13 protein-coding genes are annotated in these 14,540 nt (G+C 73.5%); 1 reads left to right on the forward strand and 12 read right to left on the reverse strand.

The genetic code is table 11. The features are described from left to right. Nucleotides 1-18 precede the first annotated feature (18 nt). From AC07A4_RS01345 to AC07A4_RS01380, 8 genes are all read right to left on the reverse strand, one after another. On the reverse strand, nt 19-678 hold the full coding sequence (locus AC07A4_RS01345) for a response regulator transcription factor (protein WP_478591328.1): 660 nt from the start codon (nt 676-678) through the stop codon (nt 19-21). After that, nucleotides 675-1,913: a sensor histidine kinase gene (locus AC07A4_RS01350; RefSeq protein WP_478591331.1), complete on the reverse strand. Its 1,239-nt coding sequence runs from the start codon at nt 1,911-1,913 to the stop codon at nt 675-677. The genes AC07A4_RS01345 and AC07A4_RS01350 overlap by 4 nt, the downstream gene beginning before the upstream one ends. Continuing rightward, the gene (locus AC07A4_RS01355) at nt 1,910-2,701 is read right to left on the reverse strand and encodes an ABC transporter permease (protein ID WP_478591333.1); all 792 of its coding nucleotides are present in this window, start codon (nt 2,699-2,701) and stop codon (nt 1,910-1,912) included. Before AC07A4_RS01355 ends, AC07A4_RS01350 begins: the two co-directional genes overlap by 4 nt. Before the next feature lie 77 nt (nt 2,702-2,778). Next, the gene (locus AC07A4_RS01360) at nt 2,779-3,738 is read right to left on the reverse strand and encodes an ABC transporter ATP-binding protein (protein WP_478591336.1); all 960 of its coding nucleotides are present in this window, start codon (nt 3,736-3,738) and stop codon (nt 2,779-2,781) included. Nucleotides 3,739-3,903: 165 nt separating this feature from the next. Then, nucleotides 3,904-5,976, reverse strand: coding sequence for a hypothetical protein (locus AC07A4_RS01365; protein ID WP_478591338.1), 2,073 nt, complete (start codon nt 5,974-5,976; stop codon nt 3,904-3,906). Nucleotides 5,977-6,116: 140 nt separating this feature from the next. Beyond that, nucleotides 6,117-6,485: a DUF6113 family protein gene (locus AC07A4_RS01370; RefSeq protein WP_478592836.1), complete on the reverse strand. Its 369-nt coding sequence runs from the start codon at nt 6,483-6,485 to the stop codon at nt 6,117-6,119. A 137-nt stretch (nt 6,486-6,622) separates the two neighbouring features. Beyond that, the gene (gene mshB, locus AC07A4_RS01375; RefSeq protein WP_478591341.1) at nt 6,623-7,531 is read right to left on the reverse strand and encodes an N-acetyl-1-D-myo-inositol-2-amino-2-deoxy-alpha-D-glucopyranoside deacetylase; all 909 of its coding nucleotides are present in this window, start codon (nt 7,529-7,531) and stop codon (nt 6,623-6,625) included. Between the two features lie 112 nt (nt 7,532-7,643). Further along, a complete protein-coding gene (locus AC07A4_RS01380; RefSeq protein WP_478591343.1) occupies nt 7,644-7,838 on the reverse strand; it encodes a hypothetical protein in 195 nt (64 codons plus the stop codon). A gap of 170 nt (nt 7,839-8,008) precedes the next feature. On the opposite strand from AC07A4_RS01380, the gene AC07A4_RS01385 reads away from it, so the two are divergent. Next, nucleotides 8,009-10,195 carry a S9 family peptidase gene (locus AC07A4_RS01385; RefSeq protein ID WP_478591346.1) on the forward strand — a complete coding sequence of 729 codons (2,187 nt, stop codon included), beginning with the start codon at nt 8,009-8,011 and terminating at the stop codon, nt 10,193-10,195. A gap of 363 nt (nt 10,196-10,558) precedes the next feature. Here AC07A4_RS01385 and AC07A4_RS01390 read toward each other — a convergent pair whose 3' ends face one another. From AC07A4_RS01390 to AC07A4_RS01405, 4 genes are read right to left on the reverse strand one after another with little or no spacing between them, the layout of a single operon-like run. Next, nucleotides 10,559-11,626: an ABC transporter ATP-binding protein gene (locus AC07A4_RS01390; RefSeq protein ID WP_478591349.1), complete on the reverse strand. Its 1,068-nt coding sequence runs from the start codon at nt 11,624-11,626 to the stop codon at nt 10,559-10,561. Next, entirely contained in the window at nt 11,574-12,638 is a 1,065-nt protein-coding gene (locus AC07A4_RS01395; protein ID WP_478591351.1) for an ABC transporter ATP-binding protein, read from the reverse strand. Before AC07A4_RS01395 ends, AC07A4_RS01390 begins: the two co-directional genes overlap by 53 nt. Before the next feature lie 7 nt (nt 12,639-12,645). Next, nucleotides 12,646-13,614, reverse strand: coding sequence for an ABC transporter permease (locus tag AC07A4_RS01400; RefSeq protein WP_478591353.1), 969 nt, complete (start codon nt 13,612-13,614; stop codon nt 12,646-12,648). Continuing rightward, complete coding sequence (locus AC07A4_RS01405) at nt 13,607-14,530, reverse strand: ABC transporter permease (protein WP_478591355.1); 924 nt, start codon at nt 14,528-14,530, stop codon at nt 13,607-13,609. Before AC07A4_RS01405 ends, AC07A4_RS01400 begins: the two co-directional genes overlap by 8 nt. Nucleotides 14,531-14,540: the final 10 nt, after the last annotated feature.

Genomic DNA, 14,540 nt, shown 5'->3' on the forward strand with positions numbered 1-14,540 from the left:
CCCGGCGGGCCGGGGAGCCTAGAGCCAGCCCTTGTCCCGCGCCACGGTCACGGCCTCCGCGCGGTTGCGCGCGGCGAGCTTCTGGATGGCCGTGGACAGGTAGTTGCGGACGGTTCCCTGGGAGAGGTGCAGGGCGGCGGCGAGCTCGGCGTTCGTGGAGCCGTCGGCGGCGGCGCGCAGCACCTCGCGCTCGCGGTCGGTCAGCGGGTTCGCGCCCTCGGCGAGGGCGGCCGCCGCCAGCGTGGGGTCGATGACGCGCTCGCCCGCGAGGACCCGGCGCACGGCGTCGGCGAGCTGGGCGGCGGGCGCGTCCTTCACCAGGAAGGCGCGGGCTCCGGCCTCCATGGCGCCGCGCAGATAGCCGGGGCGGCCGAACGTGGTGAGCACCACGACCTTCACCCCCGGCAGCTCGGCGCGGAGTTCGGCGGCTGCCTCGATGCCGGTGCGGCCCGGCATCTCGATGTCGAGCAGGGCCACGTCGGCGGCGTGGGCGCGGGCGGCGGCGAGGACCTCGTCGCCGCGGGCGACCTGGGCGACGACCTCGATGTCCGGCTCCAGGCCGAGCAGGGCCGCGAGCGCCTCGCGGACCATGGACTGGTCCTCGGCGAGCAGCACCCGGACCGGGGCGCCCCCAGAATCCGCCGGGTCGGGGGCCGCGGGAGTGTGCGTGCCGGTCATGCGGACGATCCTAGAGCGGACCCCGAGGCCTCCCGCTCCCGGCCCGGCTCCAGCGGCACGCGCGCGGTGAGCCGGAAGCCGCCGCCCTTGCGGCCGGGGCCCGAGGTGACCTCCAGGACGCCGCCGACGGCCTCCAGGCGCTCCGTGAGCCCGGTCAGGCCGTTGCCGTGCCCGGCGCCGGGGGCGAGGCCCACGCCGTCGTCCTCGACGGCCAGTTCGAGGACGGGGCCCGCGAGGGTCTGGCGCTGGGTGAGGGTGACCGCGCAGCGGCGCGCGCCGCTGTGCCGTACGACGTTCGTGACGGCCTCCCGCAGCGCCCAGGCGAGGGCGGCCTCCCCCTCCTCGGGCACGTCGACGCCGTCCGGCGGGCCGAGCGGCACGCCCGGCTCGACGCCCGCGGCGGTGAGCGCGGTGCGCGCGCCCGCGAGCTGCCCAGGCAGGGTCAGCCTGCGGTATCCGGTGACCGCCTCGCGGACGTCCACCAGGGCCTGGCGGCTGACCCGCTCGATGTCGGCGACCTCCTTGGCGGCCTTGCCGGGGTGCTCGGGCAGCATCCGCCCGGCGAGCTCGCTCTTCAGCGTGATCAGGGACAGCGAGTGGCCGAGCAGGTCGTGCAGGTCGCGGGCGAGGCGCAGCCGCTCCTCGTTGGCGGCCAGCTGGGCGACCGTGGCCCGGGCCTGGCGGAGCTGGACCGTCGTGCGGATCAGATGGCGTACGCCGGTCATGGCGAACCCGACCAGGAAGGTCGTCACGCCCAGGCCCGTGACCAGGTCCCCCACGCCGACGCCCTGCGCGTACACCCCGATGACCAGCATCAGCGCGGTGACCGCCGGGACCGTCCACAGGGCCTGCCGCATCGGCAGGACCGCGCCCGCGCACACCGCGACGTACACCCACAGGCCGAGCCACGCGCTGTCCATGGAGATCGACAGGGCGGTGGCGAGCGCCACGAGGGTGCCGTACGTGGCGTGCACCGAGTGCCAGACGCGCACCCTCGTCGTGTACCGGAAGACCATCGTGAGGTAGCAGACGACGAACGCCAGGAGCCCCAGCGCGCCGCACACGGTCGCCGCCGCCGAGCGGCCGCCGTCGGCCAGGTCCTTCACCGGCGCGGCCATGAACACCAGCCAGATGGCGATCCAGGCGGCCTTCACGCGGGTCGCGCGGCTGTCCGACGGGGGGTGGCCGAACGCCAGGATGGGGTGACGGCGTTCGAGGTCCAGTGGTTCGTTCACGCCTTCAGTGTGTCCTTCCGGTACAGCCAGGCCGCGCCCGCCGCGAACAGGACGAAGTAGGCGACCAGGAGCACGACGTCCCGGGTGTCGGGCGCGCCGCCGAGCTCGATGGCCCGGCCGAGCCCGGCGTAGGCGTGCGTGGGCAGCCATTCGCCGAGGGTGCGCAGCCAGTGCGGGAAGGTGGCCGAGGGCATCCACAGGCCGCCGAGCACCGACAGCGTGAAGTACAGGATCATGGCGATCGGGCGTGCCGTGTCGCTGCTGGCGAGGTAGCCGACGGCCACGCCGAGCGCGGCGAAGCACAGGCTGCCCGCCCAGATCACGCCGGTCAGCGCGAGCCACTGCCAGGCGTCCAGGCGTACGTCCTTGACGACGGCCCCGGCCACGAAGACCACGAGGATCGACGGCAGGCTGACCACGGCCGCGCTCGCCGTCTTGGCGAGCACGTAGCCGCGCCCCGGCAGGCTGGTCAGGCGCAGCTGGCGCACCCAGCCGTCCTCGCGCTCCTTGGCGATGCGCTCGCTGTTGCCCATCAGGACGGCCGTCAGCGCGCCGAACGACGCCATGGACACCATCATGAACGCCGGGACGCTCAGGCCGCCGCTGTCGGGCATCGTGGCGTCGGCGTCCTGGCCGCCCGCAGTGATCAGGAAGAGCAGCGCCGGGAAGAGCACCGAGAAGAACAGGAACTTCCGGTTGCGCATGGAGCGCCTGATCTCCAGGCGGACGAGCGAGGCGGAGGAGAAGCCCGCCGTGGCGCGCCGGGCGGTCGCTGTTGCCGTGCTCATGTGCGTCTCCATGGTGCTGAGTGGGGTGCTGGGTGGGGTGCTGGACGGGGCGGGAGGTGTGGTGGTGGTCGTTCCGGTCATGACGCCTTGGCCTCCTCCGCCTCGGTGATCGCCACGAAGGCCTGTTCCAGGCCGAGGCCCGCGACCTCCAGGTTCCGCGGGTAGACACCGAGGCCGTACAGCGCGTGCACCGTGGCGTCGGCGTCGGTCGACTGGAGCCGGACCGTCTGCCCGGAGACGTCGAGGCCGGTGACGAACGGCAGCTCGCGCAGCTCCAGGGCGGTCCGCCCGTCCGGCGCGCGCAGCTCCTCCAGGTCGAAGCTGACCTTGCGGGCGCCCGCCTTCGCCTTGATCTCGGCGGCGGTGCCGTCCGCGAGGAGACGGCCCCGGTGCAGGACCAGGACGCGGTCGGCGATCGCGTCGGCCTCCTCCAGGTAGTGCGTGGCGAAGAGGACCGCGCGGCCCTGGTCGGCCTGCTCCCGCATGGTCGCCCAGAACGCCTGCCGGGCGCTGACGTCCATGCCGGTCGTCGGCTCGTCCAGGACGATCAGGTCGTTGGCCCCGGCGGTGGCGAGCGCGAAGCGGACGCGCTGCTCCTGGCCGCCGGAGAGCTTGTTGACCTTGCGGTCGGCGATCTGGGTGACGCCCGCGCGGGCGAGGACGTCCTGCACGCGGTACGGGCGCGGGTGCAGGTCGCAGGCGAGCCGCACCAGCTCGTGGACCGAGACCTCGTCCATGAGCCCGCCGCTCTGCAGCATCGCCCCGACCCGGCCCGCGGTGATCGCCTCGCGGGGGCTCGTGCCGAACACTCTCACCGTGCCGCTGTCGGGGGTCTTGAGCCCGAGCAGCAGGTCGAGGGTGGTCGACTTGCCCGCGCCGTTCGGCCCGAGGAGCGCCACGGTCTCCCCCGGGCGCAGGGCGAGGCTGAGGCCGTCGACGGCCCGTACCGCGCCGTAGGACTTGGTCACCGATGCGAACCGCACAGCGCCGCCCGCGGTCCCCGGCGTGTTGTTCCCTGTCGTCGTCATGTGCACCATCGTTGCTGGTCAGGGCGGTACGACGGCAGTGTCGTGGGTGGTGACATCCGCATGACAGATGTCATGCGGGAGACGTGACGGACCGCCCCGCGGCCCGCTGCCCCGGGAAACGCGAACGCCGGGCGGGCCCGGTGTCCTGGGCCCGCCCGGCGTCGTGGGACGCGGTCAGTTCGGGTTGGTCTCGATGACCTGGGTCCGCTCGGCGGTGGTCTTGCCGCGCAGCGCCTTGCCCATGGCCTGGGCCACGTCCGTCGGCTGGACCGGCGTCTTCTTGCCGTTGCCGCGCTGGATCAGGACGCCGTCGAAGGTGCTGCCGTAGAGCTCCTTGAGCTTCACGAGGTCGTACGTCTCGACGAGCTTGCCGTCGACGGCCTTCACGCCGAGGACCAGCGGCAGCGACCTCGCGGGGCCGAGCGGGATGCCGCCGCTCGCGCCCGCCTTGATGGTGACGTTGGCAGACATGGCGGGCTTGGCGAACGTCCGCATGAACCGGTCGACCTCGGCGTTGGAGACCGTCGGCTTGCGGTTGCTGACGGGCACCGCGACGCCGCCCGCGCTGCCGGTCTCGACCTGCTTCTTGTACGCCTCCGCGACCGCGTCCGCGGCCTTGTCGGCGTCGATGCCCTTGCCCGCCCTGCCGTAGACGGCGACGGCCTTGCCGGGCTTGAAGGTGACCGTGCCCTCCTTGGCCGATCCCGAGCCGCCCGCGGCGCGCTCCAGGGCGGCCGCCAGCTTCTCCTCGTCGACGGGCATCACCGGGTCGACGACGCGCTCGCCGCCGAACAGGCCGCCGATCACCGACACCGGGTTGTAGTCGCTGCCCGCGGCCTCGCGGACCGTGGCCTGGCTGTCGAGCGTGAGGCCCGCCTGCTCCGGCTTGAGGGTGACCTGCTCCCCGCCCACCGTGAGCTTGAGCGGCTTGGTGACGCGGGCGCCGAGCGCGGCGTCCAGCTTCTTGACGGCCTCGTCGCGGGTGCCGCCGCCGATGTCGACGCCGAGCACGGTGGTGCCCTTCGGCACGTCGGCGTGGTTCATCAGCAGGCCCGCGCCGTACGCGCCGCAGCCGAGGACGACGGTCAGGCCGACCAGCATGACCAGCTTGCTGCGGCCCTTCTTCTTGGGCGCGGGGGCGGCCGGGGCCTTCCGCTCCGGCTCGGGCGCCTTCGGCGGCGTGGGCGCCATCGGCTCGCCGGGCGCGCCGGGCGTACCCGTCGTTCCCGGCGCGAACGGGGAGCTCTGCGCGGGCGGGACGACCGGGATGCCGCTGGTCAGGGTGTCGCCGGAGACGTTGGTGCCGGGGCCGCCCGGGACGCCGGACGCGGGCGGACGGGCGGTGCCGGGGCCGCCGGAGCCGGGCGCGGGCTTCTGCGGCGTGAGGATCGCCGTGTCGTCGCTGAGGCGGCCGGGGCCGCCGGGGTGCAGGGGGCCGCCGGGGCCGCCCAGGGGGCCACCGGCTCCGGGCGGGCCCTGGTGGCCCGCGGGGCCGCCCGCGAACGGGTCGGGCGCGGCCGCGTAGGGGGCCGGGTCCGGCGCGAACGGGTCGGGCTCCGGGGTCAGCAGCGGGCCGTCCCCGGTGACCGGTCCCCCGGTGGGCCCGGCGGGCCGGGTGCCGTCGCCGGTGAAGTACGGGTCGTCGCGGCGCGGCTCCGGGCCGCCGCCCAGCGGCCCGGCCGCGACGGCGGCGGACACATCGAAAGCGCTGGAGGCGCCGGAGTCGCCCGAACCCGTGCCCGAAGAGGGACCGGGGGCGCCGGGAGTGGACGGGCCCTTGGGCGCCCCGCCCTTGCGCGGCGCGAACCAGTCGCTGGTCTTCTCGCCGTCGGCGCCGGCGGCGGGGCCTTCGGGGCCGCCGGCGGCGGACGCCTGCGGGGCGCCGGGCGCGGCGGGGGCGGAGGACGGCGCGTCGGCCGGGGCGCCCAGGGCGCCCGCGCCGGGACCCGGGTCGTCCCGGTGCCCGGGCTCCGCGCCTCTGTCGCCGTCGGCGTCCCCCACGGGGGTGCGCATGACGACCGGCGGGATGGGCCGCGAGCCGGGGATGTTGATCCGGATGCGGGTGGTCAGCGTGGTCTCGGTCCTGGGTTCGCCGGGCCGCTCGTCGCCGGGCCCGAGCCCGGCGCCGTCCGCTCCGTTCGGGCCGACGCCCTGCGCGGGCGAGCCGTACGGCGGCGTCCCCGACGGGTACGCGGCTCCCGTGCGTCCCTGGGGACCGGAAGACGAACTGTCAGTTTCACGACTCAAGGCAGGTTCTCCTGGTTGGCTCCGCCGCCCGTCTCGACCACTCGGGCGGCTCGGCGGCGCGCACCACCATACTGGCCGCCGTCGGCGGCTACCCCGTGACCGGCGTCAAACCCCTGCGGGACACGGGCCGAAGTGGTACGTCACTTGCCAAGTCGGGCGTCGGGCCCGCCTGGTTGCCCCCCGGGCGAGAGCGTGGCACACATCACAGCCACACCCATGCCGCCGAGGAGGAAGACGTACGAGCCGAGCCCGGCCCCGAACACGAAGTCTCCCTCGGGGCGGGTGGCGGTCAGCAGCATGACCGCGACGAGCCAGCCGCCCGCGGGCGCGAGCGCCCCGGCTCTGGTGCCGGTCGCGCGCAGTCCGCCGTAGAACGTTCCGGCGGAGCCGAGGAGCGCGAGCAGCAAGCCGCCCGGGAACCAGCCCTGTTGGACGAGGGCGCCCGCGGCGCCGACGACCGCGCCGAGCACGAAGAGGACCACGTAGCCCACGGCCCGGGCGATGTTCAGGGGCTGCGCGAGGAAGCCGCCGGGCGCGGCGGGCCTGGCGGGCGCGACCGGCTTCGAGGCCGCGGACGCCTTGGCGGCCCCCGACGGCTTCGAGGGCTCAGCGGGCTGGGAGGAGGACGATGCCTTGGACCGCGTGCTCACCGCGTCACCCTTTCGAGATCGAGGCCCGCGAACAGATCCGTCTCGCGCACCCCGTCCGCCGCGCCCGGCTCGCCGCGCACCAGCTCGTAGTACTCGATGTCGAAGATCGGCTGGGCCAGTTCGTTGGACAGCGCGAACAGCGGCTCGCGGACCTCGATCTGCGTGGCGTGGGCCCGCATGGCCGCGGCCTTGGCGGCGGCGAAGGCCCGTCCGTCGATCCCCGTGGTGATCCGCTCGTCGTCCGTCACGCCGGGGACGTCCGTCACGGCGGCGGCCGCCGTGAACGGCGACGCGAGCAGCTCGTCGGCGAGGCGGGCGAAGCGCTCCTCGACCACCGAGCGGGGCGCGCGGTTCCAGTACACCTTGGCGACGGCGTGCGGCTCGCCCAGGTCGGCGCGGTGGGCGGGCGCGGCCGCGAGGTCCACGGCGCGCATGGCGACGCGGTGGGCCTGGATGTGGTCGGGGTGGCCGTAGCCCCCGTCGGGGTCGTAGGTGACGAGCACCTGCGGGCGCGTCTCGCGGATCACCTCGACGAGGTGGTCCGCGGCCTCGTCCACGTCGGCGGCCCAGAAGGCGCCGGGGCGGTGGTTCTGCTCGACGCCCATCATCCCGGAGTCGCGGTAGCGGCCGCCGCCGCCGAGGAAGCGGTGGTCGGTGACGCCGAGCTCCTTCATCGCGGCGGCCAGCTCGCCGACGCGGTGCGCGCCGAGCGTGCCCTCGCGGTCGGGGGCGAGGTGCGCGAGCTCGGCCGGGATGACCTCGCCCTCCTCGCCGAGCGTGCAGGTCACCAACGTGACTCGGGCGCCCGCGGCCGCGTAGGCGGCCATGGTCGCGCCGTTGTTGATCGACTCGTCGTCGGGGTGCGCGTGCACGAGGAGCAGGCGCCGGGCGGGCGGTTCCGTCATGGGAACAGCCTACGAGCCCGGCGCGTCCGGTCCGCGCGCCCACCGCGCGCTCCAAGCCGCGGCGGCCGACGGGGCCCCCTCGGGGGCGACCGTCTCCACGTCACGCCCTTGATCAGAACTTTATGTCCTCGATCGCGTTCGCCAGATTCGTCGACAGTTCGTCGATGGTCGGTGCCAGCGACGAACTCGCCAGATAGAAGCCGAGCAGCGCGCAGACGATCGCGTGGATCGTCTTGAGCCCCTGCTTCCGCACCAGCAAGACCACGACGATGCCCAGCAGCAGCACCACCGAGACCGAGAGCACCACGGCGGATCACCTCCCACTTCCCCAAGCCGCACCCCAGCCCTGCCCGCGGAGTCCTACCCCAGCCGCCAGCAAGGTCATACCCACCACGCGCTACGGATCATAACTATCCGTGGAATGGCATGAGTCGGAGCACCGCGTCACGAGGGGCGCATCCCGCCTAGGCTCGGAGGATGACCACCGAGCACCCGGACACCACCGGCCCCTTCGAAGGCTCGGCGCAGCGGCTCTCCTTCCCGCGCCAGCATGCCCGTACCCAGCGCTTCTCACTCGGCGCGCCCCGCTCGTTCACGGCCGCGCCCGACGGCTCCCGCGTCGTCTTCGTGCGCTCCGCCTCCGGCACCGACCGCGCCAGCCAGCTGTGGGTGCTCGATCTCGCCGACGGCGCCGACGGGCCCGCCGCCGAGCGGATCGCCGCCGATCCGCGGGTGCTCCTCGGCGGCTCCGAGGAGCGGCTCTCCGCCGCCGAGCGGGCGCGGCGCGAGCGCACCCGCGAGGGCGGCGCGGGCATCGTCGGCTACGCCACGGACGCGGCGGTGGAGCTGGCCGCCTTCGCCCTGTCGGGGCGGCTGTTCGCCGCCGAGCTGCGCGCGGGCACGGCGCGCGAACTGCCCGCGCCCGCCCCGGTGATCGACCCGCGTCCATCGCCGGACGGCCGTCACATCGCGTACGTCGCCGGGGGCGCCCTGCGCGTCACGGCCGCCGACGGCACCGGCGACCGGGCCCTCGCGGCGCCCGGCGCCGACGAGGCCGACACCGTGACGTACGGACTCGCGGAGTTCATCGCGGCCGAGGAGATGCACCGCTTCCGGGGCTTCTGGTGGTCGCCGGAGTCGGACCGGCTGCTTGTCGCGCGGGTCGACGACGCGGCCGTGCGGCGCTGGTGGATCGCCGACCCCGCGCACCCGGACCGGGAGCCGTCCCAGGTCGCCTACCCGGCGGCGGGCACGCCCAACGCCGAGGTCAGGCTGTTCGTGGTGGATCTGGAGGGCGGCCGCACGGAGGTCGTCTGGGACCGCGAGCGCTATCCGTACCTGGCCCGCGCGCACTGGTCGGCGAACGGGGCCCCGCTGCTGCTCGTGCAGTCCCGCGACCAGCGCAGCACGCTGTACCTGGCCGTGGACCCGGACGGCGGGACCACGCGCATGGTGCACGCCGACGAGGACGAGGACTGGCTTGAACTGTTCCCCGGGGCGCCCTGCTGGTCGCCCAGCGGGCAGCTCGTACGGATCGCGGACGAGGGTGGCGCGCGGGTCCTCGCGGTCGGCGAACGGCCGCTCACCGGACCGCAGTTGCATGTCCGCGCGGTGCTCGACGTGACCGACGACTCCGTCCTGATCTCGGCGTCAGCGGGCGAGGCCGCCACCGATCCCGACCTCGGCGAGGTGCACGTCTACCGCGTCAACGAGCTCGGGGTCGAGCGGGTCTCGCAGGAGCCGGGGGTGCACTCGGCGGTGCGGGCGGGCGATGTGACGGTGCTGGTTTCGGCCACGCTTGATCACTTCGGCGCGCGCGTCCGCGTGCTGCGCGACGGCAAGCAGACGGCCACCGTCGCCTCCCTCGCGCAGGAGCCGGACATCACCCCGAGCGTGACGTTCACCGAGGCGGGCGCACGGCGGATTCCGTGCGCCGTCCTGCTCCCCACGGGGTACGACCCCGCGAGCGGTGAGCGCCTGCCCGTGCTCCTCGACCCCTACGGCGGCCCGCACGCCCAGCGGGTCCTCAAGGCGCGGAACATGTTCCTCGCCCCGCAGTGGCTCGCCGACCAGGGCTTCGCGGTCGTCGTCGCCGACGGGCGCGGCACCCCGGGGCGCTCCCCCGCCTGGGAGAAGGCCGTCAAGAACGATCTGCCCCGTACCCTCGACGACCAGGTGGAGGCCCTGCACGCGCTCGCCGGGCGGTTCCCGCTCGACCTGGACCGCGTGGCCATCCGCGGCTGGTCCTTCGGCGGCTACCTCTCGGCGATGGCGGTGCTGCGCCGCCCCGACGTCTTCCACGCCGCCGTGGTCGGGGCGCCGGTGACGGACCTGCGCCTGTACGACACGCACTACCAGGAGCGGTACCTGGGCGACCCGAACACCTCGCCCGACGTCTACCGCCACAGCTCCCTCGTCAGCGACGACGGGCTCGTGGACCCGGCGGAGCCGCACCGTCCGATGCTGATCGTTCATGGGCTCGCCGATGACAACGTGGTGGTCGCGCACTCCCTGCGGCTGTCCTCCGCGCTGCTCGCCGCCGGGCGGCCGCACGAGGTGCTCCCCCTGTCCGGGGTCACGCACATGACCCCCCAGGAACAGGTCGCCGAGAACCTGCTGCTGTTCCAGGTCGACTTCCTGAAGCGCTCGCTCGGCCTGCCGTAGGCCGGGGCGGCGGCCGGCCGGGGCGACATGGTGCGCCCCGGCCGGCCTGACGGCACCCGCACGGCCGTACGCCCCCCATGGTGGGGCGCGCTCTTTTCGCTCCCGCGACGCCGGGGTTGCCCCCGTGTAACTCGGCGCGGGCTATATCTCCCACCCGCCCGCCCTTACACCTGCGGCTACCACCGCACCCCCCGACCTAGCGGCTCGCGCGTGGGTGGGTGGGAAAACAACCCGCGCAGGCGACGATCCAGCCCGTCCGGCGTTTGAGGACGAGGCGCGCAAGCGCCGAAAGGCTTTGAGCGGGGGAACGGGGGCAGCCGCCCCCGGATCGGGAAGGGGCGGGCCTGGGGCGCACCGCGAGGCCTACGGCACCACCCGCTTCTCCTCCGCGAAGTGGCACGCCGACGCGTGCACCGCCGCCCCCCGAGCCCCCCGAAACGCCTCCGGAACCGCCAGCTCCGGCACCTCCACGGCACACCGCTCCCGCGCCTTCCAGCACCGCGTACGAAACCGGCACCCCGACGGCGGATTCGCCGGAGACGGCACGTCCCCGCTGAGAATGACCCGCTCCCGGTGCTCCCGGGCCTCCGGATCGGGCACCGGCACGGCGGAGAGCAGCGCCTGTGTGTAGGGGTGCGTCGGATGCTCGTAGATCTCCTCGTCCGTGCCGGTCTCCACGATCCGGCCGAGGTACATGACCCCGACCCGGTCGGAGATGTGCCGCACGATCGACAGGTCGTGCGCGATGAACACGTACGACAGGTCGAACTCGCTCTGCAGCCGCTCAAGCAGGTTGACGACCTGGGCCTGGACGGACACGTCCAGGGCCGAGACCGGCTCGTCGGCGACGATGACCTCGGGCCGCAGGGCGAGGCCGCGGGCGATGCCGATGCGCTGGCGCTGGCCGCCCGAGAACTGGTGCGGGTAGCGGTTGATGTACTCGGGGTTGAGGCCCACCACGTCCAGGAGCTCCTGGACCTTCTGGCGGCGCGAGCCCTTCGGGGCCACCTCGGGGTGGATCTCGTACGGCTCGCCGATGATGTCGCCGACGGTCATGCGCGGGTTGAGCGAGGTGTAGGGGTCCTGGAACACCATCTGGATGTTGCGGCGGACCGCCTTCAGGGCCCGCCCGGACAGCTTGGTGATGTCCTCGCCCCGGTAGCGGATCGCGCCCGCCGTGGGCCGCTCCAGGTTCACGAGCATCTTGGCGACCGTGGACTTGCCGCAGCCGGACTCCCCGACGATGCCGAGGGTTTCGCCGCGGCCGAGGTCGAGGTCCACGCCGTCGACCGCCTTGACGGCGCCCACCTGCTTCTTGATCAGGATGCCCTGGGTGAGCGGGTAGTGCTTGACCAGGCCTCGTACTTCCAGAATGGGCTCAGCCACGGAGGCACTCCTTCCAGAAGTGGCAGGCGCTGTGGCGGTCTCCACCGGCCCCCGCGACGCGGCCCTCGTCCGTGACCCGGGCGAGCGGGGGTTCGTCGGTGCGGCACACGTCCTGGGCCATCGGGCAGCGCGGGTTGAAGGCGCATCCTGGCGGGATGTTCATGAGGTTGGGCGGCAGGCCCTTGATGGCGTAGAGGTCCTGGCCCTTCTGGTCCAGGCGCGGGATGGAGTCGAGCAGGCCCCGGGTGTAGGGGTGGGCGGGGGCCTTGTAGATCTCGTGGACGGGGGCCTTCTCGACGATGCGGCCCGCGTACATCACGGCGATGGTGTCGGCGACGTCGGCGACCACGCCGAGGTCGTGGGTGATGAGGATCAGGCCCATGTTCAGCTCGCGCTGAAGATCCGCGAGCAGCTCCATGACCTGGGCCTGGACCGTCACGTCGAGGGCGGTCGTGGGCTCGTCGGCGATGATCAGGGCGGGTTCGAGCGCGAGCGCCATGGCGATCATGATGCGCTGGCGCATGCCGCCGCTGAACTGGTGCGGGTACTGGCCGACGCGTTCCTTGGCGGCGGGGATGCGGACGCGGTCCATCAGCTCGACGGCCTTGGCGCGGGCGTCCTTGCGCGACATGCCGCGGTGGACGACGAACATCTCGCCGAGCTGGTCGCCGACGCTGAGCACCGGGTTCAGGGAGCTGAGCGCGTCCTGGAAGATCATCGCGAGGCCCGCGCCGCGGATCTTGCGCCGCTCCTCCTCCTTGAGCTTCAGCAGGTCCTGGCCCTGGAAGAGGATCTGTCCGCCGGTGATGCGGCCCGGCGGCATGTCGAGGATGCCCATGATCGCCTGCGCGGTCACGGACTTGCCGGATCCTGACTCGCCGAGCACCGCGAGCGTTTCCCCGGCCGCGACGGAGTAGTCGACGCCGTTGACCGCCTTGGCGACGCCGTCGCGGGTGCGGAACTCCACGTGCAGACCGCGCACGTCGAGCAGGGTCGGCGCCGCGCCGGAGGCGGTGCCGGGCGCCGTGTCGGATGCCGTGTCGGCCGTGTTCGCCATGGGGCGCCTACCTCAGCTTCGGGTCGAGGGCGTCGCGCACCGCGTCGCCGAGCATGATGAACGCGAGCACCGTGACCGCGAGGGCGCCCGCGGGCCACAGCAGCATGTGCGGGGCGTTGCGGATGTAGGGGGACGCGGCGGAGATGTCGATGCCCCAGCTGACGGTGGGCGGCTTCAGGCCGACGCCGAGGTAGGACAGGGTGGCCTCGAGGGCGATGTACGTGCCGAGCGCGATGGTGGCGACGACGATCACGGGGGCGACGGCGTTGGGCGCGATGTGGCGAAGCAGCATCCGGGAGTTGGAGGCGCCGAGCGCGCGGGCCGCCTGCACGTAGTCGTTCTGCTTCGCCGTGATCACCGAACCGCGGGCGATGCGGGAGATCTGCGGCCAGCCGAGCAGGACCATGAAGCCGATGACGGGCCAGACGGTGCTTGAGGTGACCACGGAAAGCAGCACGAGGCCGCCGAGGACCACCGGGATCGCGAAGAAGATGTCGGTGATCCGGGAGAGGATCGCGTCCCACACCCCGCCGAAGAACCCGGCGAGGCCGCCGAGCGCGGAGCCGAGGAGCGCGACGCCGAGGGTGGCGCAGACGCCGACGGTGACGGAGGCGCGGGCCCCGTACACGGTGCGGGTGTAGACGTCGCAGCCCTGGCCGTCGAAGCCGAAGGGGTGGCCCGGCGACGAGCCCTTCTGCGCGTTGGCGAGGTCGCAGTCCAGCGGGTCCCCGGAGGCGATCGCGGACGGCCACAGGGAGATGAAGAGCAGGAAGAGGATGATCAGGCCGGAGAGCAGGAAGACCGGGTTGCGGCGCAGGTCGTGCCAGGCGTCGGACCACAGGCTGCGGGCGGGCGCGGTGGGCCCGCCGCCGGGGCTGCCCGGGGCGAGGCTGCCGGCCTCGCTGGTGGCGAGGTCCATCGCGCCGCCCGCGCCGGTCCCGGCGATGGCCCCCTCGGGCTCGTGAGGTTCAGGCATAGCGGATCCTCGGGTCGAGTACGGCGTACAGCAGGTCGACGATCAGATTCGCGGCCAGGAAGACGAGGACGAGGACCGTCACGAAGCCGACGACCGTCTGGGTGCTCTGGCGCAGGATGCCCTGGTAGAGCTGGTAGCCGACGCCGTGGATGTTGAAGATCCGCTCGGTGACGATCGCGCCGCCCATCAGCGCGCCCACGTCGGTGCCGATGAAGGTGACGACGGGGATGAGGGAGTTGCGCAGCAGGTGCCGGGTGATGACGCGGCGCCGGGGCAGCCCCTTGGCGACGGCGGTGCGGACGTAGTCGGCGCGGCGGTTCTCGGCGATGGAGGTGCGGGTCAGGCGCGTGACGTAGGCGAGGGAGACGGAGGCGAGCACGAGGCCCGGCACGAGCAGCTCGTCGAGCCTGGCGTCGGAGGAGACGGACGGCTTGATGACGCCCCACTCGACGCCGAGCAGCAGCTGGAGCAGCAGACCGGTCACAAACGTGGGGATCGAGATCACCACGAGGGTGATGAGCAGGACGGCCGTGTCGATGGGCTTGCCGCGCCGCAGGCCGGTGATCACACCGAGGGTGATGCCGATGACGATCTCGAAGACGATGGCGACCAGGGTGAGCCGGATGGTTACGGGGAACGCGGTCGACATCAGCTCGGTGACCTTCTGGCCGTTGAAGGCGGTCCCGAAGTCGCCGGTGAAGACGTTGCCCATGTACGTCGCGTACTGCTGCCACACGGGCTTATCGAGGCCGAACTCCTTCTTCAGCTGGGCGGCGGTCGCGGGGTCGCACTTGCGGTCGCCGCACAGGCCCGCGATGGGGTCGCCCATCACGTGCACCATCAGGAAGATCAGCAGGGTGGCGCCGAAGAAGACCGGGATCATCTGCAGCAGGCGCCGGATCACGTATCGGCCCATGGGCTCGCTC

It is taken from the genome of Streptomyces sp. NPDC043996, assembly GCF_056435225.1.